This is a genomic window from Pseudomonas sp. 9Ag, assembly GCF_902506445.1.
Taxonomy (GTDB): domain Bacteria; phylum Pseudomonadota; class Gammaproteobacteria; order Pseudomonadales; family Pseudomonadaceae; genus Stutzerimonas; species Stutzerimonas stutzeri_AB.
Genome location: NZ_LR733836.1, coordinates 2,584,452 through 2,607,421, shown reverse-complemented (window position 1 = coordinate 2,607,421; position 22,970 = coordinate 2,584,452). Strand labels below are relative to the sequence as shown.

At 60.7% G+C, this 22,970-nt stretch carries 25 protein-coding genes; 12 read left to right on the top strand and 13 right to left on the bottom strand.

The features are described from left to right. Positions 1-52: 52 nt before the first annotated feature. On the top strand, positions 53-2,017 hold the full coding sequence (locus tag ALTERO38_RS11635) for a FimV/HubP family polar landmark protein (protein WP_159968489.1): 1,965 nt from the start codon (positions 53-55) through the stop codon (positions 2,015-2,017). Between the two features lie 30 nt (positions 2,018-2,047). Here the strand turns inward: ALTERO38_RS11635 and ALTERO38_RS11630 are convergent, their stop codons facing one another. Next, complete coding sequence (locus tag ALTERO38_RS11630) at positions 2,048-4,228, bottom strand: patatin-like phospholipase family protein (protein WP_159968488.1); 2,181 nt, start codon at positions 4,226-4,228, stop codon at positions 2,048-2,050. 75 nt (positions 4,229-4,303) lie between these two features. Between ALTERO38_RS11630 and ALTERO38_RS11625 the strand changes: the two genes are divergently transcribed. Then, positions 4,304-4,588, top strand: a complete 285-nt coding sequence (locus tag ALTERO38_RS11625; protein ID WP_159968487.1) for a SelT/SelW/SelH family protein — start codon at positions 4,304-4,306, stop codon at positions 4,586-4,588. A 36-nt stretch (positions 4,589-4,624) separates the two neighbouring features. On the opposite strand, the gene ALTERO38_RS11620 is transcribed toward ALTERO38_RS11625, so the two are convergent. The 4 genes from ALTERO38_RS11620 to ALTERO38_RS11605 form a co-directional block, all read right to left on the bottom strand. Continuing rightward, on the bottom strand, positions 4,625-5,533 hold the full coding sequence (locus ALTERO38_RS11620; RefSeq protein WP_159968486.1) for a DMT family transporter: 909 nt from the start codon (positions 5,531-5,533) through the stop codon (positions 4,625-4,627). Between the two features lie 141 nt (positions 5,534-5,674). Continuing rightward, entirely contained in the window at positions 5,675-6,442 is a 768-nt protein-coding gene (locus ALTERO38_RS11615) for an AraC family transcriptional regulator (protein ID WP_159968485.1), read from the bottom strand. Between the two features lie 80 nt (positions 6,443-6,522). Further along, a complete protein-coding gene (locus ALTERO38_RS11610) occupies positions 6,523-7,911 on the bottom strand; it encodes an adenylate/guanylate cyclase domain-containing protein (protein WP_159968484.1) in 1,389 nt (462 codons plus the stop codon). A gap of 175 nt (positions 7,912-8,086) precedes the next feature. Continuing rightward, complete coding sequence (locus tag ALTERO38_RS11605) at positions 8,087-8,404, bottom strand: Mpo1-like protein (protein ID WP_159968483.1); 318 nt, start codon at positions 8,402-8,404, stop codon at positions 8,087-8,089. A gap of 172 nt (positions 8,405-8,576) precedes the next feature. Between ALTERO38_RS11605 and ALTERO38_RS11600 the strand changes: the two genes are divergently transcribed. The 3 genes from ALTERO38_RS11600 to ALTERO38_RS11590 all read left to right on the top strand — a co-directional run bounded on the left by ALTERO38_RS11600 (position 8,577) and on the right by ALTERO38_RS11590 (position 11,098). Continuing rightward, entirely contained in the window at positions 8,577-9,578 is a 1,002-nt protein-coding gene (locus ALTERO38_RS11600; RefSeq protein ID WP_159968482.1) for an AraC family transcriptional regulator, read from the top strand. Between the two features lie 107 nt (positions 9,579-9,685). Continuing rightward, positions 9,686-10,615, top strand: coding sequence for a DUF808 domain-containing protein (locus ALTERO38_RS11595; RefSeq protein ID WP_159968481.1), 930 nt, complete (start codon positions 9,686-9,688; stop codon positions 10,613-10,615). Positions 10,616-10,657: 42 nt separating this feature from the next. Continuing rightward, positions 10,658-11,098, top strand: a complete 441-nt coding sequence (locus ALTERO38_RS11590; protein ID WP_159968480.1) for a nucleoside deaminase — start codon at positions 10,658-10,660, stop codon at positions 11,096-11,098. A gap of 6 nt (positions 11,099-11,104) precedes the next feature. On the opposite strand, the gene ALTERO38_RS11585 is transcribed toward ALTERO38_RS11590, so the two are convergent. Further along, positions 11,105-12,556 (bottom strand): TrkH family potassium uptake protein, encoded by a 1,452-nt coding sequence (locus tag ALTERO38_RS11585; protein ID WP_159968479.1) that lies wholly within the window; start codon positions 12,554-12,556, stop codon positions 11,105-11,107. A 189-nt stretch (positions 12,557-12,745) separates the two neighbouring features. Between ALTERO38_RS11585 and ALTERO38_RS11580 the strand changes: the two genes are divergently transcribed. Continuing rightward, positions 12,746-13,117 (top strand): YkgJ family cysteine cluster protein, encoded by a 372-nt coding sequence (locus ALTERO38_RS11580; RefSeq protein ID WP_159968478.1) that lies wholly within the window; start codon positions 12,746-12,748, stop codon positions 13,115-13,117. 125 nt (positions 13,118-13,242) lie between these two features. After that, the gene (locus tag ALTERO38_RS11575; RefSeq protein ID WP_159968477.1) at positions 13,243-13,809 is read left to right on the top strand and encodes a nitroreductase; all 567 of its coding nucleotides are present in this window, start codon (positions 13,243-13,245) and stop codon (positions 13,807-13,809) included. A 4-nt stretch (positions 13,810-13,813) separates the two neighbouring features. Here ALTERO38_RS11575 and ALTERO38_RS11570 read toward each other — a convergent pair whose 3' ends face one another. The 6 genes from ALTERO38_RS11570 to ALTERO38_RS11545 form a co-directional block, all read right to left on the bottom strand. Next, the gene (locus ALTERO38_RS11570; protein ID WP_159968476.1) at positions 13,814-15,160 is read right to left on the bottom strand and encodes a HAMP domain-containing sensor histidine kinase; all 1,347 of its coding nucleotides are present in this window, start codon (positions 15,158-15,160) and stop codon (positions 13,814-13,816) included. A gap of 79 nt (positions 15,161-15,239) precedes the next feature. Then, a complete protein-coding gene (locus tag ALTERO38_RS11565) occupies positions 15,240-15,644 on the bottom strand; it encodes a Spy/CpxP family protein refolding chaperone (protein ID WP_159969695.1) in 405 nt (134 codons plus the stop codon). Positions 15,645-15,789: 145 nt separating this feature from the next. Further along, a complete protein-coding gene (locus ALTERO38_RS11560; protein ID WP_102834506.1) occupies positions 15,790-16,467 on the bottom strand; it encodes a response regulator transcription factor in 678 nt (225 codons plus the stop codon). Between the two features lie 17 nt (positions 16,468-16,484). After that, the gene (locus tag ALTERO38_RS11555) at positions 16,485-16,874 is read right to left on the bottom strand and encodes a hypothetical protein (RefSeq protein WP_148924978.1); all 390 of its coding nucleotides are present in this window, start codon (positions 16,872-16,874) and stop codon (positions 16,485-16,487) included. A 90-nt stretch (positions 16,875-16,964) separates the two neighbouring features. Then, on the bottom strand, positions 16,965-17,264 hold the full coding sequence (locus ALTERO38_RS11550; RefSeq protein WP_148924979.1) for a YciI family protein: 300 nt from the start codon (positions 17,262-17,264) through the stop codon (positions 16,965-16,967). A gap of 9 nt (positions 17,265-17,273) precedes the next feature. Further along, complete coding sequence (locus tag ALTERO38_RS11545) at positions 17,274-17,855, bottom strand: septation protein A (RefSeq protein ID WP_159969694.1); 582 nt, start codon at positions 17,853-17,855, stop codon at positions 17,274-17,276. 180 nt (positions 17,856-18,035) lie between these two features. Between ALTERO38_RS11545 and ALTERO38_RS11540 the strand changes: the two genes are divergently transcribed. The 5 genes from ALTERO38_RS11540 to scpB all read left to right on the top strand — a co-directional run bounded on the left by ALTERO38_RS11540 (position 18,036) and on the right by scpB (position 22,482). Next, positions 18,036-18,902 carry a PHP domain-containing protein gene (locus ALTERO38_RS11540; RefSeq protein ID WP_148924980.1) on the top strand — a complete coding sequence of 289 codons (867 nt, stop codon included), beginning with the start codon at positions 18,036-18,038 and terminating at the stop codon, positions 18,900-18,902. A gap of 13 nt (positions 18,903-18,915) precedes the next feature. After that, a complete protein-coding gene (locus ALTERO38_RS11535) occupies positions 18,916-19,539 on the top strand; it encodes an L-threonylcarbamoyladenylate synthase (protein WP_019341671.1) in 624 nt (207 codons plus the stop codon). A 46-nt stretch (positions 19,540-19,585) separates the two neighbouring features. After that, positions 19,586-20,791 (top strand): tryptophan--tRNA ligase, encoded by a 1,206-nt coding sequence (locus ALTERO38_RS11530; RefSeq protein WP_178114641.1) that lies wholly within the window; start codon positions 19,586-19,588, stop codon positions 20,789-20,791. Positions 20,792-20,854: 63 nt separating this feature from the next. Then, a complete protein-coding gene (locus ALTERO38_RS11525) occupies positions 20,855-21,715 on the top strand; it encodes a ScpA family protein (RefSeq protein WP_159968474.1) in 861 nt (286 codons plus the stop codon). Continuing rightward, a complete protein-coding gene (scpB, locus tag ALTERO38_RS11520; protein ID WP_159968473.1) occupies positions 21,712-22,482 on the top strand; it encodes an SMC-Scp complex subunit ScpB in 771 nt (256 codons plus the stop codon). Before ALTERO38_RS11525 ends, scpB begins: the two co-directional genes overlap by 4 nt. Here scpB and ALTERO38_RS11515 read toward each other — a convergent pair. Then, a complete protein-coding gene (locus ALTERO38_RS11515) occupies positions 22,476-22,952 on the bottom strand; it encodes a methylglyoxal synthase (RefSeq protein WP_159968472.1) in 477 nt (158 codons plus the stop codon). The two genes, scpB and ALTERO38_RS11515, sit on opposite strands and share 7 nt — an antisense overlap. Positions 22,953-22,970 lie beyond the last annotated feature (18 nt).

Genomic DNA, 22,970 nt, shown 5'->3' with positions numbered 1-22,970 from the left:
TCGAACCGTGGACCGGCGACGAAACACGCCGAGCGCCACCAGCGGAGGTTTCATGGCACTCGGTCGTCGAGTCTTGTTCACAGTGGCCTCTGGCTCACTGATCTATTCGGGGATGGTTTCCGCCCTGGGTATGGGCGACATCACGCTCAATTCGGCACTGAATCAGCCGCTGAGCGCCGAGATCGACCTGCTGGACGTAGGTGATCTGGGCGCTGATGACATTCGTGTCGTATTGGCTTCCAGCGCTGACTTTGCGCGGGTCGGCGTCGAGCGTCCGGCGTTTCTGCAGGATCTGCGCTTCACGCCAGTGATCGACGGTAACCGCAGTCGTATCCGCGTTGCGTCCAACAAGCCCGTCCGCGAGCCATATCTGAATTTTCTGGTCGAGATCACTCGAGCAAAAAGCCGGATGCTCCGTGAGTACACGGTTCTGCTCGACCCGATGCCGAGCTCGCCCGAGACCTCGACCAGCTTCGTCGTGAATAATCCGCAAGCCGTAGCTTCGCCGGCGCCCGTCGAGCCATCGCATTTCGTGCCGTCTGCAGAGTTGCCGCAAGCGTCTCAGGGCCAGCGCCACAGGGTGGCGAGCGGCGAGAGCCTGTGGACCATCGCCGGCGCCTACACAGATGGCTCACAGCCATCACAGGCGCAGTTGATGCGCGACATTCTGGCGCTGAACCCTGATGCGTTCGCCGGTGGTGATGCGGCGCGTCTCAAGGCGGGTGCTGATCTGCTGCTGCCCGATGCAGCCATACAAACCACAGCAGAGCTCGTCGAGCCCGCTGCGCCAGCGCCAGTGACGGAGACCATCGTGCAGAGCCCGCTGGCAGCTGATGCCGAGCCCACGGCGCCCGTGCCTGCCGATCCGGCACTTGTCGATGATCAGGTAGCGATGTTGCGCCGGCAGTTGTTCGAAGAACTGGCCGCGAGCCGTGAGGAGAATCAGCAGCTCAAGCAAATGCTCATCGACATGCGGCTGCAGCTCGAAGCCGTTACTGCTCAACTGGCCGAGCAAAGAACTCCGCAGACAAAAGCTTCGCTAGCTGGCCAACCGTCGGCACCGGCGGTCATGCCGCAGAGCGAGCCGATGGACCAGCCAGCCGCTGTATCGACCCCGACCGAGCCTGTTTCGTCATTCCGCTGGCAGGACTGGACGTTGCTGGGCGGGGGCGTGTTGATTTCCATGCTGCTGGGCGGCTTGTGGTTCAGTCGCCGTAAAAAACCTGAACCCAAATACCCGGATGCAGCGCCCCTGGTTGCAGCCCAGCCGGCGCGCGTAGCACCGGTGGCTGTCGCGGCTTCGCCGGAAATGCCTCGTCAGCCCGCGCATGCCTCGGTCAGCGAGACCGACGTGCTCGAAGCGGCCAATATATACATCACCTATGGCCGCCGCGATGAAGCGATCGACGTGCTGGCACGTGGCATCGAGCGAGCGCCGGCACAACTCGATATTCGATTTCGTCATATCGGACTTCTTGCTGAGGCCGGTGACACCGAGGGCTATAGCGCCGCAGCTGAAGCTTATCTGCAGGCCGGCGGTGCGGAGGCACAGCTCGATCAGCTGCTCGCGCTGCATCCCGCGCTGGCTTCGGCCATTGCTGCAGCCAAACCGGACTCTGAGGCTTTGCTGGATCCGGACATCACGTTTGTTTTGGACGAATCATTGGCAGCGGACTTTTTGGATGCTGCATCCGCTCCCGCCCTGCAAGGCTCAGCGGCAGAGGTCAGGCAGTCTTATCCCGCGCAACCATTGATCGATGGTTTCGATGAAGCGCTGACGCTTGGCGAGCTGACATCGTTGCTCGGCAATGTGGAACCGGTCGAGTCGAAGCCCACGGCCGAGGAGCTGCGCCAGCTAGAGCCAAACCCTGAACATCTGGTTCGTCTTAACCAGGCCGTTGCGTATATCAAACAGGGTGATATGGAGAGTGCATGCAGCATTCTCGAAACCCTTGCGACTGAGGGCGATGAAGCGCAGCGGCGGCAGGTCAACGAGTTGCTGGCAATGATCGGCTGATGGCGTGGAAGTATTGAACGGGCGCAGCAATTAGAAACTGCGTCCTAGATTCAGATACATGGCCCGCTCGGCCTCGTCATTCAGACCGTAGCTAAAGTTCAGCGGGCCCAAAGGTGTTTCGTAGCCAACGAACACACTGCCGGCGTTGATGTAGCCGCTATCGAACGCATTGTCGTTGTTCCAGGCGCGCCCTCGCTCGAGCGATGCGCCCAGGTACAAAGGAAAGTCCAGCGGCAGGAACGAGCGCGGCGTCATTCGGCGGAAATAGATCATCCGCGCCAGGCTGATGTTCTGCCCGGACAGGGCGTCTTGCCGGAAACCCGACAACTGCCGCGCCCCACCGAGCAGAAAGCTTGATGTGACGATCTCAGCATCATCCAGCGTGCGCCCGTAGCGGCCGCCAAATACCAATGTGTCCAGGCCGAAGCTGACGGCCTTGTCCAGGCGGAGTTCCCACTGACGATAGCGCCCATCGGAGCCCAGGCTTGGATCGTACTGGCGAAGGGTGAGCCCAATGTCCTCGCCCTCGCGAGGGAAGTCGACGTCGTCCACCGTGTCGAATGAATATTTCAGCTGGTAGTAACCTTCCTCGAACGAGAAGTCCGGCAGCTGCTGATCGCCGACTCGGACATCGGCCTCACCCCAGGCCTGGCCTACACCGAAGCGGATTTCACCGTTATTGGCGATCTGCCGGCCCAGGTTCAGCCCGTAGCCATAACGTTGCAGGCGGTACTCGGCGATCGGGTCGTTATCCAGAATTGCTTCGACGTTTTGCGCCTCGGCAAACAGGTTGGGCGCCACGAACCAGCGCGAGCCGGCGTCCAGCGGCTGGTAGAACTCACTGAAGAACTCCTGGTGATCGCCCAGTTGCAGGCGCGTCAGCCACTCGGCACCGAGTTGGTTGATGCCATTCTTGCGAAAACTTGCGCCGATGTTGAAGGCGCTATCGCCTCGAAAATCATCCGAGAGGTTGATCCCAAGGCGCAGATAATCGGTGCCGGAGCGCTTCTCTCGGGTCGTGATGACCAGCGTATTGCCAAGCTTGTCGTGGACCACTCGGTACTCGACCTGCTCGAAGTAATCGAGTCCGTACAGCGTGCCCATGTCCTTCTGCAGGCCCTGCAAATCGAGGCGCTTACCGGTCTGCTGACGGATGTGTCGGCGTACCACCGCATCGCTGACCTTGGAATCGTTCTCGATGCGCACGGCGCTGATCAGCGGGTTGCGCGGCTCGGCCGAACGGGCAAGGCTCAGCGAAAGGTTGCCGCCGCTTTCGCTGCGCATGGTAGCCAGCCGCGCACCCAAGGCATCGGCGGCGCGATAACCGGCATCAATCAGCTGCTCGGCTCTCGCGAAATCGGTCGCCCCAAACCCTGCCAGCATCGGTTGCACCAGCAGGTCTTCTGGACGCAGGGTGGCCAACTGCGCTTCTGAGTTGCGTCGCGTCATCATGGTGGTCGATTGGTTGAGCACATCGACGACAGTGAGCAGCTGCTCGCGAGGTAGAAGAGGGGTGCCGATGTCCACCACGATCAGCCGGTCTACGCCCATGTCCCGCGCAACGTCCATGGGGATGTTGTCGACCATGCCGCCGTCGACCAGTAGCCGGCCGTCGAGTTCGACCGGGGCGAAAACTGCCGGGATCGACATGCTGGCGCGAATGGCCTGAGGGAGGTGGCCACTGCGAAAGATCACCTTCTTGTCATTGGCGATATCCGTTGCGACTGCGCGAAACGGGATGGGTAGCCGGTCGAAGTCACGGGTGTCACTGGCGTGAACCAACAGGCGCTCAAGCAGCAGCGACAGGTTCTGCCCCTGAATAACGCCGAGCGGCAGGCCGAGGCTGCCATCGTCGCGAAAACTCAGCTTGCGTTTGACCAGGAAATCTCGGTCGTCCTGCTTGCGTCGGAAAGGGATGTCCTCGCGCGGAGGGTCGTCGGAGAGTACCTGTTGCCAGTCCAGTTCGAGCGCCAGCTTTTCCAGTTCATCGACACTGTAGCCAGCGGCATACAGGCCACCGATCACGGCACCCATGCTGGTGCCAGCAATCGCATCGACCTGCACGCCTTGTTCTTCCAGCGCCTTCAGCACGCCGATGTGCGCAAGCCCCCTCGCGGCTCCGCCAGAAAGGACCAGGCCTGTGCGTGGCTGGGTTTCGGCATAGCCTGCCAAGGGGACGAGCAGTATCAGCAGAAAGAGCAGACGAGACATGAAGGCACACCGGGCAAACTGACGTGAAAATGGCGGCTATTATAGGCGCCCCGTCAGCTACCCGAGCGCCTCGATATGGCCGCTACCAAGCCTGAAATTGTCATCACCTATTGCACCCAGTGCCAGTGGATGTTGCGCGCTAACTGGCTGGCCCAGGAACTGCTCTCAACCTTTTCGGATGACCTCGGCAAGGTGTCGCTGGTGCCTACAACAGGCGGAACCTTTCACATCACCTGCGACGGAGTGCAGATCTGGGAGCGCAAGCTGGACGGCGGGTTTCCCGAAGCCAAGAGCTTGAAACAGCGGGTGCGGGACCAGATCGATCCAGAGCGAAATCTGGGGCATAACGACCGCCCCTGAGCCTGCCGTAGCGCTTGCAGCGACATTTACATTGTTTTAGCGCCGCTCTTGTACTTGTGCTGCTTTTGCCAAGGGCGTGGCGGCGTTGGTGACTACCGGTGTTTTCAATCGACTGGCGATGACCGAGGCGAGGATGATCAAGGCGCCGCCGACGAGCATCCTTACCGTGGGTTGTTCATTGAACAACCACCAGGCGATGGTGATGCCATAGACCGGTTCCAGCGCGAAGATCACAGCGGTGGTCCGTGCCTTCAATACCTTCAGGCTCGCCACGAACAGGCTGTGTGCGAGGCCCGTACAAAACACGCCGAGCAAGCCCAGCCACAGCCAGTCCATGGCTGGGACGGCCGGCAGGGACGTCCACGTGAACGGCAGAAGGCACAGGAGGATGGTGCCGTTCTGCCAGAGCGCGGCCTGGACCGGGTCTACGTCGCGGGTGACTGCCCGGTTGAGCAGGGAAAGCAAGGCGAACGTCAACCCGGAGACGATCCCATAGAGCAGACCCAGCGTGCTCTGGCTACCTAGATCGAACTGCGGGGTTACCAGCAGCAGACCGAAGCAGACCAGCGCGACCAAGCCGAACTCGACGGGGCGTGTACGCTCGCGAAATAGCATGCCCTCGAGCAGGATGGCAAACGCGGGAAAACTGGCGAAGCCCAGCGTAGCGATGCCGACTCCAGCCACCTTTACGGCCAGGAAAAAGGTAAGCCAGTGTCCACCGAGTAGCAGCCCGCCGAGCAGCAGTCCGAACCGCTGGCGTGCGGTTGGCTGCGTGCCTTTGCTGGGGAGCATTTGTGCGGCCAGTATCAACGCCACGACGGCGAAGCCGGCTCGGCCGAGGGTGATGATCAAAGGCGTGCTCGCCGCCAGCTTGCCGAACACACCGGACAACCCGAACATCAGTGCGCCGAGGTGAATCGCCAGCAGGGCGTTGCGATGGGTCATGGTCTGAGGTCCAGCGGAGCAGACCGAAGGTGGGGGGCGGATGAGCTGAAATGATTCATGAAGCCTCGCAATAGCATGCGTTTACGCATCTGCATCAGTGAAGATTCATGGTAGGCCGTGCGAGGCGAATGGTCTGTCGCGTCACGCTTGCGGTTTGTCGAGCGACTCGCGTCGGACCTCACGTGGGGTGATGCCGAACTGGCGGCTAAGAGCTGCGGTAAAGGCGCTTTGCGAGGCATAACCTACCCGCGCTGCAATCTCGCCTACTGCGAGCGGGGTGCTGAGCAGCAACTCACGGCCCTGATGCAGGCGTCGACGTCGAATGAATGCCTGCGGCGTGAGCCCCGTTTCGCTGACAAAGCGTGCGTGGAATCGCTGCACCGAAAGGCCCACCGACCGTGCAAGATCCTTTACCTCGAGTGGATGTGACAGATGCCGATCGACGAAGTCCCGCAACGCCGCGATCGGCAGCGGGTGTTGCCGAGCAATGGGTTCGCAGCCGGCGGCGAGGCTCGTCAGCAAGAGGGCAGCGCCTTGCTCGCTGATGATCGGGTCGTTGATGGGGCTGGCAGCGAGCCAGCCCACCAGTTGGCTTTGCGTCTGACTCAGGTGCAGGGCAGCGGGGCGTTCTAGCAGCCGCTGCGCCGAATCGGCGTGGTGGCCGAGCTGCCGCCGTAGCCAGGCACCATCCGGAATGTCGAGGACCAGACACAGACTGCCCTCGGCGCTGTCGCAGGCATGCCGAGTGTCACTGGGCACAACGGCCAGAAGCTGTTGTTGGATGCGGCTGCCATGGCCATCAACCTCGAAATCCAACCGTCCTCGCAGGCCGAAGACCAGCTGCGTGTGCTCATGGCTATGGGTGATCTGGTCACGGTTGTAATGACGCAAGGAAAGGATGGGCGGCATGGTAGACCTCGACTGCCTGCGGAGCGCCGGCCGGTATTTATGAGTGATGGCGGTCGGACCCGTGCCGGACCTGGGGGGCGCTACATGATGACCTTGTCGCGCAACTTTTCAGCGGCCTGGTTGAGCGCCTGGATGACACGCTCCTTGTCGAAATTCTGCACGCCATTGGTGTCCAGGTACATCGAGAAGCCGGGCAACTCGTGCTCGACGAAGCTGTTTGTGGCGCCGAGGTCGCGACGGAAGTCCACCACTTGGTAGATCTGTACCGGGCGGGTAAAGCCTTTGACCGTGATCTGGCCTTTGTCGCGGCACATGATGACGTCTTTGACCAGCGAATAGGTCTCGTGGGAAATGAGGATCTCACCGGCCTCGGCGGAGCTTTCCAGGCGGCTCGCCAGATTCACTTCGCGACCGATGATGGTGTAGTCCATTCGAGTGTCGGCGCCGAAGTTGCCGACTGTGCAGTAGCCAGTGTTGATGCCCATGCGGATTTCCATCGGCTTGGTGATGCCTTGGCTGCGCCACTGCTGGCGAAGGACCTTCATGTGCTTGCGCATGGCAATAGCCATCGAAACCGCTGCCACGGCGTCCTTTTTCGCGCCCTGGCTGGTGGGGTCGCCAAAGAACACCATCACGCAGTCGCCAACGAACTTGTCGATGGTGCCGCCGTACTTGAGCGTTATTTTCGACATCTCGTTGAGGTAGGTGTTGAGAAGGTCGGTGAGGGCTTCGGCTTCCAGTTCTTCCGAGAGCTCAGTGAAGCCTTTGATGTCCGAGAAGAAGACGGTGAGCTTCTTGCGTTGAGTTTCAAGGCGGACCGTGCGCTTGCCAGAGAAGATCGATTCCCATACCTGCGGTGACAGGTATTTGGCCAGGCTACGGGCCAGTCGCGCCGCTTTAGCCTGTTGGGCCTCCACTTCGCTGCGTGCCTGCGCCAGACGGATGCCCTGCTGGTGGACGTAGTAAGCCGTTACGCACACGTAGAGCGTGGTGAGCAGGATGCTGACTGTGGATACCAAGACCGAGCTGACGCCTTCGAAGCGCAAAGGCACCAGTAGGCTGGTCAGTCCGGCGCCGATGCAGACCATCAACAGCGTCATCAACAGATGACGCAGGCTACCGACCACCAGCGCGCTGAAACTCAGCGTCAGCATGAACATCAGGCTCGGTACGAGGCTGCCTCCGAGCAGCACGATTCCGGCGCCTGCATTGAGGGCATCGAGGCACAACAGGGTCTGTGAGGTGGTTTCCGGATGGTCGCGTTTGAAGCGGTAGCTGAGGTGATAGGCGAAGTGCGGATACAGGAGTGTGTACGGCACCATCCACAAGAGCTCGAGCCCGAACTGCTGGGTATAAACACCGGCAGCGAGCGTGGCGGCACAGATCAGATAGGCGAAGACTCGTGCGTAGTACTCGCGCAATGGACGAGTCGCGAGGCCGTTACGTCGTTCACCGGTCACGGTTGACATGATGGTTGCTATCCCTGAAAGATGCCGGCGCTCTGGAATGCGCCGTGAGAGGCTGCAGCGCATCGACCGGCGCTGGCTCGCAGATCATAACCAAGTCGCCAGCACTGCGCCAAACCGCCGGTCCATTCCGTGACCGAGCGCCGGTGCAGCGCAGCACCGGCACACGATCCATGGATCAGAATCGAATCTTTCCAGTCAGCATGTCCTTGAGCATTACCCAGTCGCCGAGAAAGCTATACAGCGGGTACTGAAATGTCGCCGGACGGTTCTTCTCGAAAATGAAATGACCGACCCAGGCAAACCCATAGCCGGCCAATGGCATCGCCAATAGCCATAGCCACTGCTGGGTGATCACTGCGTACGCCAGGATTGCCAGTACCAGCGAGCTGCCAATGTAGTGCAACCGTCTGCAGGTGAGATTGCTGTGCTCGGCCAGGTAGAACGGATAGAAATCTGCAAAGCGGGTAAAGCGTTCGGCGGTTTGCGTGCTCATGCCGCACCTCCTGTAGTTGTGGTCGTTGGAGTCTAGAACCTCCGGCAATATAGGCCACTGACTCCAGGTGCCAGTTTAGTAGCCTTGTGTGCCATCCCTCGGCGGTTGACACTGCGTTGGCCGTTGTTATGACGGCGCGCTGAGTAATAGCTGACCATGAGCGAATCGATTAATGACAGAACGCACCACGTCCTCGAGCTGGGCCTTGAGCATTGTCCAGGCGCTTGAACTCGAGCGCCTCGACTGCCAGGCGCTGTTCAGCGAGCTTGGGCTCGACTATTGCGCACTGAGCGATCCCGACGCCCGGTTTGCCCAGGATGGCATGACTCGGCTCTGGCAACGCGCGGTGGAGATGACCGGGAACCCTGCGATCGGCTTGAATCTGGCAAAGGTGATGCGCCCCGGCGCGATGCATGTGGTCGGCTATGCACTGATGTCCAGTAGCACGCTCAGGGACAGCTTTCAGCGGCTGGTGCGGTACCAGCGCATCATTGCCGAAGGTGCGGACCTGCAGTTCAGGCCAACTGATCGCGGCGCTTTGTTGACCTTGGCGATTCATGGTGATCAGTTGCCACCCGCCCGCCAGAGCGCAGACGGTTCCCTGGCCAGTACGCTTGCATTCTGTCGCTGGCTGACCGGCAAGTCACTGGTCCCGCTAGAAGTCTATTTCCAGGGCCCACGACCTGCGGATGTCGAACCGTACCAGGCCATGTTTCAAGCACCGCTACGCTTCAATGCCGACAGCCACGGCTTGCTGATGCGCCACGTTGATATGGATATTCCATTACCTACCGCGAACGCCGAACTGGCTCAGTTGCACGACCGGTTTGCCGGCGACTACCTGGCACGCTTCTCGGACAACCGGGTAACGCACCGGGCCCGGCAGGTGATCTGCCGTCTGTTGCCTCAGGGCGAACCGCGGCGCGAAACGGTAGCGCAGTCGCTGCAACTGTCCGAGCGTACATTGCAGCGGCGACTGGACGAGGAGGGCACGAGCTTCCAGCAGTTGCTCGACGACACCCGGCGCACGCTTGCCGAGCAATATCTGGCGCGTGCAGATCTCGCCTTGCTGGAAGTGGCTTATCTGCTGGGCTTTGCCGATCCGAGCAATTTCTTCCGCGCCTTCAAGCGCTGGTTCGCGATGACACCTGGCGAATACCGCGCACAGCGTTGAAGCGCCCATGCCGGAACTTGTGCTTTGCTGCCATAGCCTTAGCTTGCGTATACATGACCGCGGCGCACCTGTGCCGCTTTTTGCCGATACCTAAAGGATGACCCGCATTGGCCAGTAGCCTTCTTGCCTTGATCGACGATATCGCTTCGGTCCTGGACGACGTATCCCTGATGACCAAGGTGGCAGCAAAGAAAACCGCTGGCGTGCTCGGCGACGATCTGGCACTCAATGCTCAGCAGGTCACCGGCGTCAATGCGGACCGCGAGCTACCGGTGGTCTGGGCCGTGGCCAAGGGCTCCATGCGCAACAAGCTGATTCTGGTGCCGGCAGCGTTGCTTATCAGCGCGTTTATCCCCTGGGCCATCACGCCGTTGCTGATGCTGGGCGGTGCTTTTCTCTGCTTCGAAGGATTCGAGAAGCTGGCACACCGGTTCCTGCACCGCGATCAGGATCATCATGCGGAGCAGATCAAGGCGTTGGCCGACGAGAACGTCGACATGGTGGCGTTCGAGCGCGACAAAATCAGCGGGGCGGTGCGCACCGATTTCATTTTGTCCGCCGAAATCATCGCCATCACACTGGGTACAGTCGCTGCCGCCACCTTTGTCGAGCAGATCGTCGTACTGGCGGGCATAGCAATCATCATGACCATCGGCGTCTACGGTTTGGTTGCCGGCATCGTCAAACTCGACGACGCGGGCCTGGCGCTGACCAAACGCACCAGTTCCGCAGCGCAGTCGCTCGGCAGTGCCATTCTCTCGGTCGCGCCCTGGTTGATGAAGTCTCTGTCAGTGATTGGTACGGCCGCCATGTTCATGGTCGGCGGCGGCATTCTGACCCACGGCTTCAAGGCCATTCACCACCTCATCGAGAACAGCGCGGAGCACACCTTGGCGCTGCCGTACATCGGGACTGTTCTGGCCGGGCTGTTGCCGACGCTGCTGGACGCCGCTTTCGGGATACTGGCTGGCGGCCTGGTATTTGCAGCTGTCGAGTTGGGTAAGCGACTGTTCAAGCGTCGATCCGAAACCGCCTAATGGCGAATCCCACTATCCAGCAAGAGCGAAGGAGCACCGTGAATGGATGAATTCATGCAGGCCGCAATCGACGAAGCGCACAAGGGGCTGTCCGAGGGTGGAATTCCGATTGGTTCGGTGATCGTCCATCGGGGTCGGATCATTGGTCGCGGTCACAACCGGCGGGTTCAGCAAGGCAGCGCGGTGCTGCACGGAGAGATGGACGCATTCGAAAACGCCGGTCGGCAACCGGCCAGCGTCTACGCCGATTCCACCCTCTATACGACGCTGTCGCCCTGTTCCATGTGCAGCGGGGCGATTCTGCTCTATGGCATACCGAAGGTGGTGATCGGCGAGAACCAGACCTTCATGGGCGAGGAACTGCTGCTGCGCGGTCGGGGCGTTGAGGTTGAGGTGCTGCAGGAGCCGGGCTGTGTCGAGATGATGCGTCGCTTCATCGCCGACAGCCCCGAGCTGTGGAACGAGGATATCGGCGAGACGTAATCCCCGTCAGTGGCGCCAGAACGAAGGGGTCAGCATCACCAGTACGGTGATGATTTCCAGACGTCCGAGCAACATGCCGAACGACAACAACCACTTTGCCGAGTCTGGCAAGGTTGAGAAGTTGCCCGCGGGACCGATGATCGGACCGAGCCCTGGGCCCACGTTGCAGACCGCGGTTGCTGCCGCGGTAAGCGCGGTGAGCATGTCCAATCCGAGAAGCGCCAGCGCTAGCGCCAGCGCGCCGATGGTGATGGTGAAAAAGAACGAGAAGGTCAGGATGGACCGCACGATTTCTTCATCGAGGGTGTGTTTGTTGTAGCGCTGCTTGATGACGGCGCGTGGATGAACGAGCTGCGCCAGGTTGGCGCGCAGCAGGGAATACGCGACCTGAAAGCGGAAGATCTTCAGGCCACCCGAGGTCGAGCCGGAGCAGCCACCGATGAAGGTCAGGTAGAAGAAAGCCAACACTGCAAATTCACCCCATTGGGTGTAATCGCCCAGTGCAAAACCGGTAGTGGTGACCACCGACACGACGTTCAGCGAGACGATGCGCAGGGCGTCGAGAAACACATAGTCGGAGTTGAGCGTCAGCCATATCGCAAACCCGAAGCACATGATCAGGAGCATGCCAACGAAGCCCTGCACCTGCTGATCATGAATCAGGGCGTAGCGGTTCCCACGTATCGTCGAGACCATAAGAATGAAGGGCAAGCCGCCAAGGAGCATGAACACCACTGCTACCCAGTGCGCCGCAGGGCTGAACTTGGCCATTGAACTATCGGATGTTGAATAACCACCGGTGGCGATGGTCGTCATGGCGTGGTTGATTGCTTCGAAGGGCGTCATCCCACTCAGCCAGTAGGCCAGCCCGCAGATCAGGGTAAGCGCCAGGTAGACGAGCAGAATCGACTTGGCCATGACGTGCGAGCGCGGCATGGCTTTCTGCGACCAGTCGGACGACTCGGTCTGGAACAGCCGCATGCCGCCGATCCGCAACAACGGCAGAATCGCTACCGCCATGCCAATGAAGCCGATGCCCCCAAGCCACTGCAGCATCGAACGCCACATCAATAGGCCGGGCGATGCCGAGTCCAGACCGGAGAGCACCGTCGAGCCTGTGGTTGTAATGCCAGACATGGTTTCGAAAAAGGCGTTGGTGTAGCTGATGTGGTGAATCAGCATCATCGGCAGCGCGGCGAAGCAGCACACGATCAGCCAGCTGACGGTGGTCAGAAAATACATATCACGCGGCCGCAGCTGGGCCAATTCGGGGCGTCCGGGCGCTACCAATGCGATACCGCAGCTGAAAGTAATCAGGCTGGACCACAGAAACGCTTGGAGATCGTCCGTGCGATCGAAAGCGAACAACGTAATCATTGGAATGACCATGCTGACTGCGAGTGTGATCAGGAAAATGCCGAGAATGAAACCGATGATGCGCAGGGTCGGCAAGGCCATGTGTGATTGCTGCTCGGCTCGAAAAATGAGGCCGCCATTCTACGCCTGTCGCTGTGGCAGTAAACCGGCTATCGGCCTGTTGAAAAATCTTTTGTAACCCCCCTGGCGGGCCTCTTCCCAAGTTCGTTGCGATAAATAGAATAGCCGCCCGGTGCCGGCCCTTTGCCGGTTTCTGAGTGTTCACCTTCCATGTCCATCGACAATCCCTGCCTCACGTGCGGCGCCTGCTGCGCGTATTTTCGTGTGTCTTTCTTTTGGGGCGAGTGTGCCTCGTCCGGCGGTGCCGTTCCTGACAGCGCTACCGTGCAGGTCAGCCCGTTTCACGTTGCCATGCTCGGGACGCAAGCCAGTCCAGCGCGTTGTGTCGGGCTGATGGGCGATGTGGGCTGCGGCGTCCGTTGCACCATGTACGAGCAGCGCTCGAGTACCTGTCGCGAATTCGAAGCGTCCTGGGTCGACGGTCAACATAACGCCCATTGCGACACTGCTCGCGCGGCCCACGGTCTTCCACCGCTGATGCCCCCGCTGGAACCGCAGCTTGCGCCTGATCGGGTCGCCTGACAGCGTTGGCATTCGGGGCGCTGATCGTCAAATTGGTCAGCCGATACGACGCTTGCTACAACCTGTGCTGCCAAACGAACGGCTCTGGGCTCTAGAATGTCCGATTCGTTTTCGGAGGTAGTCGGATGGAAGCTCTCGACCTGTTGCTCAACCGCGTGTCTGTCACGCGGCTTACCGATCCTGCGCCAACACCGGCTCAGCTGGACGTGATGTTTCGTGCTGCCCTGCGCGCGCCGGATCATGGCCAGCTGCGTCCGTGGCGTTTCTTGACTGTGCAAGGCGAAGCCCGCGAGCGGTTGGGCAAGTTGATGGCTGAGTCGCTGCGTGTGCGCTCGCCTGAGGCGAGCGATGAAGCTTTGCTTAAGGCTCGTAAAATGCCGTTGCGCGCGCCGCTGCTGGTGGTGGTCATAGCCTCCGTGCAGCCGCACGCAAAGGTGCCGGGTTCCGAACAAGTGCTTGCAGTGTCCTGCGCTGCGCACGGTTTGTTACTGGCTGCGCACGCTCAGGGCCTTGGCGCCGTATGGCGGACCGGCGACTTTGCTTACGATCCGTACCTGGCGAAGGCGCTGGGGTTGACCGGTGACGAGCAAATCCTGGGGTTCATCTACGTCGGCACTCCCGAGGGTACGCTGCGGACCCCGCCGGAACTGGAGCCTCAGCAGTTCGTCACTGAGTGGTCCGGTGCACGCTAGCTCACTACGCGTGCTGCGGAGCGTCGATAGCCAGTTTCAGCGGCAGCTTCAGCGTAGCGATAAAGCCACCGTCCGGGTGATTGCCCAGCAGTAGCTCGCCGTTATGGCGTTCGGCGGCTCGGCGAGCGATTGCCAGCCCCAATCCGTGTCCCGCTGTGGTCTGCCCGGGTGCTCGAAAGAAGGGTTCGCTCAGTTGCTCGAGGTGGGCTCCGTCTACCCCAGGTCCATGGTCGCGGACACTCAGTAGCAGGTGTTGACTGTCGCTGCTGGCTCGCAGTTCGATGGGCTTGCCTTCGGGATTGAAACGCAGGGCATTGCGTAACAGATTGTCGAGGGCGCGCTCGAGCATGTCCGGCCAGCCTTGCAATTGGGCTTCGGTTTCAACCTGACAATCAATGCGTTGATTCGGCGAGACAATGCGGGCGTTTTCCTCAAGCTGGTCGAACATCGATTGCAAGTTAATGGGGTTCGGCGCGCCAGGGTCGGCGTCGAGTCGCGCGAGCTCCAGGATCTCGCTGATCAGCGCCTCCAGGCGATCACATTCCTTAGCCAGCCGTGGCCAGATGGCTTCGCGTTCGGCCGGCGTGGCGCGTTCTGCCAGTGCCAGTGCGATGCGCAGGCGGGCCAGCGGCGAACGCAGTTCGTGGGAAACGTCACGCAGCAATTGCCGCTGGCTGCCGATCAAGCTTTGCAGTCGGGCTCCCATGCGGTTGAAGTCCTTGGCAAGCACGCCCAGCTCGTCGCGTCGATTGGCCAGGCGCGCCAGCGAATTCTGCTGATAGGTGGTCTGCCCCAGGTCGTGCACGGCGCCGCGAAGCCGGTCGAGCGGACGCGTGATCGAAAGGGTCAGCAGCAGACTGAACCCGGTCAGAACGACCAAGGCGATGGCGAGCGCACTCAGGGGCCAGAACAGGCTGCCTCGGTGCCAGGCTTGCAGCTCCTGATTCGGAATACGGTAGATAAACAGGTAGGTATTGCCGGTTTCGGGACTGGTGTAATCAGCAGTCAGCCGCCGCCAGGGCAGGCGACCGTCGCGGTGTTCCTGGCGCGCTTCGAAAGCGGCGGCGCGAGCTGGAAAGGTGCCGCGGATGATTGGCTGGCCGTTCTCAGCGAGAACCTGCACATCGACGCCGTAGCGGTTGCGATGCCGTTCGAGAAGAAACTGTGCAGTGATTGGTCCCTGTCGCTCGTAGACCTTGGTCCAAACCTCGGCCAGGCCATTTACGCCGGGGTGACGGTTGAGAATCCAGGTGTCCTGGTTGAGCGCATGACCGAGGAGCATGGCCAAGCCTGCTACCAGCGCAATGGCCAGCCAGAACGTCGCAAGGATGCGCCAGAACAGTGATCGCACCTGTCATGTACTCCAGAGAAAAGCCCGGCGCGCTTGGCTAAAGGTGGGGGCGCGCCGGGCGGTTTTGCGGATTTGTGGATCAGTTCTTTTGATCGCGTTCGGCTTTCCACTGTTCGAATTCAGCGCGGTCGGCGCGCTTGGCTGCCATCTTTTCGTGCAGCTCGTCGAACTTCTTCTGCTGTTCAGGCTTGAGCAGGTCACGCACCTGTTTTTGGGTTTTTTCCTGGTTGGCGTTCAGTTCGTCCTGCATGGCTTTGCGATCAGCTTCGGGCAGCTTGTTCAGGTACCGTTGAGTGATTTCGCGATGACTTTTCATCTGCTGCCCCATCAGCTGGCGCATCTCTTTCCGCTGCTCCTTGGTCAGGTCGAGCTGCTCGAAAGGCGAGTGGTTGCCACCGTGATGGCGCTGGCCATCGTCAGGCATGGCCATGGCAATGGTGGGCAGGGTGGAGGCGAAAAGTACGGCAATCAGAGTCTTGCGCATCATGAGTTTCTCCTTGATATGGAAACCGGTCACCGAGTTGGCGCCTTTCGAGGGCGCCTCAGCAAGGCTTCGACCGGATGAGCTCAGTCTAGGACGCGCAAGGTCAACGGCAGTCAGTGCAGGGTAAAGGCTGGGTAAAGGCCGATCAGGATGCGTAAAGGTAACCGCGGCTGCGCAAGGCGACGATCCGCTGGCGGCCGTCTGGATGGGGGCCGAGTTTTCGGCGCAGGTTGCTGACGTGCATGTCCAGGCTGCGGTCGTACAGGGTGAGCTTGCGACCCAGGGCCAGCTGCGCCAACGCCTGCTTTTCCATAGGTTCGCCGGGCTGGCCCAGGAGTGCTTCGAGGATGCGCCCTTCGGAAAGGGTGAGCGTGACCTCATGATCGCCGACGCTGGCGACGCCGCGTGCGGGGCTGTACCAGAGATCACCCAGTTCGAGTTGGGTCGGCGTGCTGGCCGGCTGGCTACGGCGCAAGACAGCCTTCAGGCGGGCGGTGAGTTCGCGTGGATCACAGGGTTTGGCGAGGTAGTCGTCCGCACCCAGCTCCAGGCCCAGGATGCGGTCAAGTGGCTCGCCTCGCCCGGAAAGCATCAATACTGGCAGGTCGGGATATTCGCTACGCAGCTGCTTGAGCAATTCCAACCCACTGCCGTCAGGCAGCATCACGTCGAGCACGACTGCCGAGGGTTGGTGTTCGGCCAGCGCTGCACGTGCGCTTTGGCCGTCATGGCAGGCACGGGCGACGAAGCCTTCCTGGGCCAGCCAGCTGACCAATAGCTCGCAGAGCTCCTGGTCATCGTCTATCAGCAGCAATTCGCTCATGGTTCGCTCGCGTCGATTTAGTTCAGCCACTGCCGGCGGCGGCGGCCGCGGGTTGTCAGGACACCAAGCAGAAAGCCCAGCACGCCGACGCCGCCCCCAACGGCGAACCACTGTTGCTGGTCGTTGAGCAGTGGCGGCTGCACCTGCGTCTGCGCTTGTTCTTGTTCAAGCTGCAGGCGTAATCGCTGGTTTTCCTGGCGCAGTCTTAAAAGCTGGGCATGGCTCACTGCGCTGACGGCGACGTCGAGGTTTTCCTTGATCGCCTCCCGTTGCTGCTGATTGTCGCTTAGGCGGTGCTCCAGCTCGACCTGTTGTTCGGCGGGCGGCTCGATGGTGGCTTCTTCGGCCTGCAGCAAGGGTGTGGCGAGACCTAGGGCAATCAGCAGAAACAGCGGACCTTGGCGCATCGGAACTCCTTTTTCCTCAACGGTTGTTTCTCTGCAGGGCCGTGGCGAAGCGACGGCTCTGCAGCAGGGTGGCGGCGTCAGCCGATCGACTTAGGGGTAAACCTGCTTGAAAGGTTTGACGATGACATCGCCATAAACGCCTGCGGTTTTGTAGGGGTCGGCCGCAGCCCACTGTTCGGCTGCCTGCAGCGAGTCGAATTCGGCGACAACCAGACTGCCAGTAAAGCCGGCTGCGCCTGGGTCATTGCTGTCCACTGCCGGATGTGGGCCAGCCAGCACGAGCCGGCCCTCGCTTTTGAGTTGGTCGAGACGCGCCAGGTGAGCGGGGCGCGAGGCCAGACGGTCCTGCAGGGAGTTGGGTACATCGCTGGCGATGATGGCGTAGAGCATGATGGATTCCTATGATTGTTCAGGTTCGGGTCGCATGTGGCGCACCAGATATAAGGCCTGGCCAGCCATGAACAGCAGCGTCAGGCCGAGACTGCCAAAGACTTTGAAGTCTACCCAGATCGTGGGATAGATGAAGGCAACGAAGAGATTGGCGAAGCCGCAGACGAGAAAGAACAGAATCCAGGCGACATTGAGCTGGGCCCATTGTGCTGCCGGCAAGCTGACGGCATGACCCATCATCCGCTGAATTAGCGGTTTGTCGCCGATGAAGTGGCTACCGGTGAAGGCCAGCGCGAACAGCCAGTTCAGTACGGGCGCTTTCCACTTGAGGATCGCTTCGCTGTGCAGCGCCAAGGTCAGCCCGCCGAATAACAAGCAAGCCGCCAATGTCAGCCACTGGCTTTTTTCGAGTCGTCGCTGATGGATGAACAAAACGCCGTAGATGATGACGGAGCTGACGACCAGCACCGCTGTTGCGCTGAATATGCCGCCGACGCCTAGGCTGAAACCCCCGATGTCGACCGTTGTAGGCTCGATTTTGTAGGCGATGAAGAACAGCAGCAGCGGAACGAAGTCGATGATTTGTTTCACGAGGCAAGCCAGAGGGCAGATGTGCCCGGCATAATAACAAACCGCGCTTTTAGCGGAACGCTGTCCGCTTGCCGTTTCCAAGACATTGCGCAAGCTTTGGCAAACTGGACGACGGCACGAGCGCTGGCGCTGGCGGTCACACGCTGTGAGCTGCCAAGCCCCCTGGAGAATCTGTCCCGAATGATTGTTGATCTGCATTGCCATAGCACCGCCTCTGACGGCGTGCTTGCGCCGGACGTGCTGGTGCAGCGAGCACATGCGCGTGGAATCGAACTGCTTGCGCTGACCGATCACGACACCCTCGAAGGGCTCGATGATGCTCGCGCCGCTGCTGATTTGCTGGGTGTCCGGCTGGTCAATGGCATCGAGCTGTCCTGTGTCTGGAATGGCGCCACCATCCATGTGCTGGGTTACGCGTTTCGCCGTGATGCCATTGCGCTGCAACAGGCTATTGGCGAGTTGCACGCCGGCCGCTGGCAGCGTGCCGAGACGATTGCTCAGCGCCTGGAGGCCAAGGGAATGCCTGGTGCGCTGGAGGGTGCGCGGGCAATTCAGCAGGAGCTGGGGGATAGCGGCAACGCGCCGGCTCGCCCTCATTTCGCGGATTACCTTGTGCGTGCCGGGCATGTGCGCGACCGCGCCGAGGCATTCCGCAAGTGGCTCGGTTCCGGCAAGCTGGGGGATGTCAAGCAGCATTGGCCGACGCTTGAGCGAACCGTGAGTACCTTGCGCGACGCCGGCGCCTGGATCAGTTTGGCGCATCCCTGGCAGTACGATTTCACCCGCAGCAAACGACGCCGACTGGTGAGCGAATTCGCCCAGGCAGGCGGTCATGCGCTGGAAGTGGTCAATGGTATGCAACCACTGGAACAGGTGGGTGGCTTGTCGATCCTGGCGCGGGAGTTCGGGCTGATGGCCAGCATCGGCAGTGATTTCCATGCGCCAGGCGACTGGTCGGAGCTGGGTATGTATAGAACCCTCCCTGACGACTTGCGACCGCTGTGGAAGTCTTTTGATCATGAACCCGGCGAGTCTGTTGGCCGCTGAACAGGGAGTTCCCATGAGCCAGTTCTTTCAGATACACCCAGACAACCCACAGGCCAGGCTGATCAAGCAGGCCGTAGAGATCATTCGCAGCGGCGGCGTGGTGGTTTACCCCACCGACTCGTCCTATGCCGTGGGTTGCTCGATGGGAAACAAAACCGGCATCGAGCGCATTCGCCGCCTGCGCCAGTTGGACGATAAACATAATTTCACCCTGGTCTGTCGCGACTTGTCCCAGCTGGGATTGTTCGCGAAGGTGGATACCGCCGCTTTCCGCCTGCTCAAGACGCATCTGCCAGGGCCTTACACCATCATTCTCAGCGCCACTCGGGAGGTGCCGCGAATGCTGTTGCATCCGAAGCGTCGTACCATTGGCCTGCGCGTGCCTGCTCAACCGATTGCGCAGGCGTTGCTCGCCGAGCTGGGTGAGCCATTGATGAGCGTCAGCCTGATCCTGCCTGGTCAAACCGAACCGATGAGCGACCCTTACGAAATGCGGGATGCGCTGGAGCATCAGGTAGACCTGATCATCGACGGCGGTTACGGTGGCGTCGAAGCGTCGACCGTCATCAGCCTGGTTGATGGCGATCCGGAAGTGGTACGGGTCGGCTGCGGCGATCCCGCGCCGTTCGCCGGCTGAACCGTTCGCTTTTTTCAAATCTACGAAGGAAACCCTTTTGAGCGCCATGGATTCGCAGCGACGTGTAGTCTCCGGAATGCGGCCTAATGGCCGTCTCCACCTCGGCCACTATCACGGCGTGCTGAAGAGCTGGGTCAGAATGCAGCATGAGTACCAATGCTTTTTCTGCATCGTTGACTGGCATGCACTGACCACCGACTACGCTGCAGGCGCAGATGTCGCACGCAATGTGCAGGAGATGGCAGTCGATTGGCTGGCAGCCGGTGTCAGCCCGAGCTCTGCCACGTTGTTCATCCAGTCCCAGGTGCCCGAACACGCCGAGCTGCACCTGCTGCTTTCGATGATCTGCCCCTTGGCGTGGCTGGAGCGCGTGCCGTCCTACAAGGAGCTGCAGCTTGATTCGCAGAACAAAGATCTCGGCACCTACGGTTTTCTAGGTTATCCGTTGTTGCAGGCCGCGGACATCCTCGCCTATCGCGCAGGTGTCGTGCCTGTTGGCGCCGATCAGTTGCCGCATATCGAGTTTGCTCGTGATGTCGCCAGACGCTTCAACCATCTGTACGGCAGCGAAGAGGATTTCGAGGTCAAGGCCGAAGCGGCGGTGCGCAAGCTCGGCAAGAAAAGCTCTAAGCTATACGCCAGTCTGCGCAAGAGCTATCAGGAGCAAGGCGATCTCGAAGCGCTGAATACCGCCCGTGCGCTGCTCAAGGATCAGCAGACCATTACCATTGGCGACCAGGAACGCCTGTTTGGCTATCTCGAGGGGAGCGGCAGGTTGTTGTTGCCCGAACCGCAGGCGTTGCTCAGCGATATCCCCAAGGTGTCTGGGCTGGACGGCGGAAAAATGGCCAAGTCGGCCAGTAATTCCATCTTTCTGCGCGACACGCCGCCTGAGATCGAGGAAAAGATCAAGCGCATGCCAACCGATCCGGCACGCGTTCATCGCCACGACCCGGGTGAGCCGACACGTTGTCCGGTGTGGCAAATGCACCAGGCCCATTCGGTAGAAGAGGTCTGCAGTTGGGCGGAGCAGGGCTGCCGCACCGCGGGCATCGGCTGCCTGGAATGCAAAGCGCCACTTATCGATGCGATCAAGCTCGAGTTGGCACCGCTGCAAGAACGGGCTCAGGACTACGAGGCGAATGCGGATCTGGTGCGCAGCATTCTCGCTGAAGGCGCTGAGCAGGCACGCGACGAAGCACGCGAGACCTTGGTGGTCGTGCGTCAGGCCATGGGTCTGAATTATCGCTAGAGCCTATTCGGGCGCCGGCATAAGCTGTCGCCGCTTCCAGTACTCGTTCGTTCCGGAGAGATAATGCAGGACACCCAGGCCGAGGCGACCCTCAAGGCGCCCGGCGAGCAGCTGCGGCTGGCGCTTGTCTACGGCGAGGCTTTCAATAACCTGCCGCAGGATCTCTATATCCCCCCAGATGCGCTCGAGGTCTTCCTTGAGGCATTCGAGGGACCTCTGGATTTGCTGCTCTATCTGATCCGCAAGCAGAACATCGATATTCTCGATATCCCTGTCGCGGAAATCACTCGTCAGTACATGGGCTATGTCGAGTTGATGAAGGCCGTGCGCCTGGAGCTTGCGGCCGAGTACCTGGTAATGGCGGCCATGTTGGCTGAGATCAAGTCGCGCATGCTGCTGCCTCGCTCGGCCGAGGTGGAGGAGGACGAACTCGACCCGCGTGCCGAATTGATCCGCAGGCTTCAGGAATACGAGCGGTTCAAGGCGGCGTCGGAAGATATCGACCAGCTGCCGCGGGTAGGTCGCGACCTTTACGTGCCTAGACTCGACGCACCTGACGCTCGCGCACGCAAGCTGCTGCCTGAGGTCAGCCTGGAGGAGCTGTTGATCTCCATGGCTGAGGTCTTGCGTCGTGCTGACATGTTCGAAAGCCATCAGGTCACCCGTGAGACGCTGTCGACCCGCGAGCGCATGAGCGACGTGCTCGAACGGCTCAAGGGCGGCGGCTTTGTACCTTTTGTTGCGCTGTTTACTGCCGAAGAGGGGCGGCTCGGTGTGGTGGTGACCTTCATGGCAGTGCTTGAGCTAATCAAGGAATCGCTGGTCGAGCTGGTGCAGAACGAGCCCTTCGCACCAATTCATGTCAGGGCCCGCAGCGATGAGTCCTCGTTGCCACTGGAAGAGTCAATGGAACCGAGCCTGTGAATCTGTCCGATCCCAAGGATCTTGCCTCGCTGCTTGAAGCCTTCTTGCTGGCCTCAGGCAAGCCGATGTCGGTTGAGCGAATGGCCGAGCTGTTCGACGAAATTGAGCGGCCAACCCCCAGCTTGTTGCGCAAGGCGCTAGAAGTGCTGGACAAGTCATGCAAGGGACGAGCGTTCGAGCTGAAAGAAGTGGCCAGTGGTTACCGCCTGCAGGTGCGCGAGCGTTTTTCTCCCTGGGTTGGCCGGCTATGGGAGGAGCGGCCACAGCGTTATTCGCGGGCCCTGTTGGAGACGCTGGTACTGATCGCGTACCGCCAGCCAATCACCCGTGGCGAGATCGAGGATATCCGCGGAGTGGCGGTCAACAGCCAGATCGTGAAGACGCTACTGGAGCGTGAGTGGGTGCGGGTGGTAGGTCATCGCGATGTGCCAGGGCGACCGGCCATGTTCGCCACCACCAAGCAATTCCTCGATCATTTCAACCTGAAGAACCTCGACGAGCTGCCCCCGCTGGCCGTGTTGCGCGAGATGGAGCCCGAACCCCAGCTGGTCGACGTCGAAGAGGCTCCGGTGCCGGCAGCGCTGCAGGCGCGCGCCGATCTCGAAGGGGAGCCGGAGACGCCGCGTGAACAAACCAGCTTCCGCAGTCTTCTGGCCGAGCTGGACAGTATGGAAACCGGATTGAAGACCGATTTTGATGACCTGCGCGGCGAGACTGACCCTGAGGAAGGCCAGTCCACCTCAGAAGAGGACCGTCGCGACTATTGATCGGCTACCTGGCGGCCGGCCAGGTAGTTTGCATAGTTCGGGATGCTCAGTGAATGTTCCTGGTCCAGCAGCGGGCTGGAAAGCAGGTAATCGGCACTGCTTTCGTTGGCCGCCAGTGGGATGTTCCACACTGCGGCGACCCTTAGCAGCGCCTTCACGTCAGGGTCATGGGGCTGTGGCTCGAAGGGGTCCCAGAAGAACACCAGCATGTCGATCCTGCGCTCGGCAATGCGTGCGCCGATCTGCTGATCTCCTCCGAGGGGGCCGCTGATCATGCACTCGACCGGCAACTTCAAGCGCCGCTCGAGTAGCAACCCCGTGGTCCCGGTAGCCAGCAACTCATGAGGCTCCAATTTAGATTTCTGCCGCTCAGCCCAGTCCAGCAGGCGCTCCTTGCAGTGATCGTGCGCGACCAGTGCGATACGTTTGCGGGCGGGGAGTGTCGCGCTCACAAAATCGATGCGGTTCATGTTCTTCCTTGAGGGCAG

Bases quoted from the DNA above. Each gene is read 5' to 3' on its own strand.
- ALTERO38_RS11635 (WP_159968489.1), top strand. From the start codon at position 53: ATGGCACTCGGTCGTCGAGTCTTGTTCACAGTGGCCTCTGGCTCACTG.
- ALTERO38_RS11630 (WP_159968488.1), bottom strand. From the start codon at position 4,228: ATGTCTCGTCTGCTCTTTCTGCTGATACTGCTCGTCCCCTTGGCAGGC.
- ALTERO38_RS11625 (WP_159968487.1), top strand. From the start codon at position 4,304: ATGGCCGCTACCAAGCCTGAAATTGTCATCACCTATTGCACCCAGTGC.
- ALTERO38_RS11620 (WP_159968486.1), bottom strand. From the start codon at position 5,533: ATGACCCATCGCAACGCCCTGCTGGCGATTCACCTCGGCGCACTGATG.
- ALTERO38_RS11615 (WP_159968485.1), bottom strand. From the start codon at position 6,442: ATGCCGCCCATCCTTTCCTTGCGTCATTACAACCGTGACCAGATCACC.
- ALTERO38_RS11610 (WP_159968484.1), bottom strand. From the start codon at position 7,911: ATGTCAACCGTGACCGGTGAACGACGTAACGGCCTCGCGACTCGTCCA.
- ALTERO38_RS11605 (WP_159968483.1), bottom strand. From the start codon at position 8,404: ATGAGCACGCAAACCGCCGAACGCTTTACCCGCTTTGCAGATTTCTAT.
- ALTERO38_RS11600 (WP_159968482.1), top strand. From the start codon at position 8,577: ATGACAGAACGCACCACGTCCTCGAGCTGGGCCTTGAGCATTGTCCAG.
- ALTERO38_RS11590 (WP_159968480.1), top strand. From the start codon at position 10,658: ATGGATGAATTCATGCAGGCCGCAATCGACGAAGCGCACAAGGGGCTG.
- ALTERO38_RS11585 (WP_159968479.1), bottom strand. From the start codon at position 12,556: ATGGCCTTGCCGACCCTGCGCATCATCGGTTTCATTCTCGGCATTTTC.
- ALTERO38_RS11580 (WP_159968478.1), top strand. From the start codon at position 12,746: ATGTCCATCGACAATCCCTGCCTCACGTGCGGCGCCTGCTGCGCGTAT.
- ALTERO38_RS11575 (WP_159968477.1), top strand. From the start codon at position 13,243: ATGGAAGCTCTCGACCTGTTGCTCAACCGCGTGTCTGTCACGCGGCTT.
- ALTERO38_RS11565 (WP_159969695.1), bottom strand. From the start codon at position 15,644: ATGCGCAAGACTCTGATTGCCGTACTTTTCGCCTCCACCCTGCCCACC.
- ALTERO38_RS11560 (WP_102834506.1), bottom strand. From the start codon at position 16,467: ATGAGCGAATTGCTGCTGATAGACGATGACCAGGAGCTCTGCGAGCTA.
- ALTERO38_RS11555 (WP_148924978.1), bottom strand. From the start codon at position 16,874: ATGCGCCAAGGTCCGCTGTTTCTGCTGATTGCCCTAGGTCTCGCCACA.
- ALTERO38_RS11550 (WP_148924979.1), bottom strand. From the start codon at position 17,264: ATGCTCTACGCCATCATCGCCAGCGATGTACCCAACTCCCTGCAGGAC.
- ALTERO38_RS11540 (WP_148924980.1), top strand. From the start codon at position 18,036: ATGATTGTTGATCTGCATTGCCATAGCACCGCCTCTGACGGCGTGCTT.
- ALTERO38_RS11535 (WP_019341671.1), top strand. From the start codon at position 18,916: ATGAGCCAGTTCTTTCAGATACACCCAGACAACCCACAGGCCAGGCTG.
- ALTERO38_RS11530 (WP_178114641.1), top strand. From the start codon at position 19,586: ATGGATTCGCAGCGACGTGTAGTCTCCGGAATGCGGCCTAATGGCCGT.
- ALTERO38_RS11525 (WP_159968474.1), top strand. From the start codon at position 20,855: ATGCAGGACACCCAGGCCGAGGCGACCCTCAAGGCGCCCGGCGAGCAG.
- ALTERO38_RS11515 (WP_159968472.1), bottom strand. From the start codon at position 22,952: ATGAACCGCATCGATTTTGTGAGCGCGACACTCCCCGCCCGCAAACGT.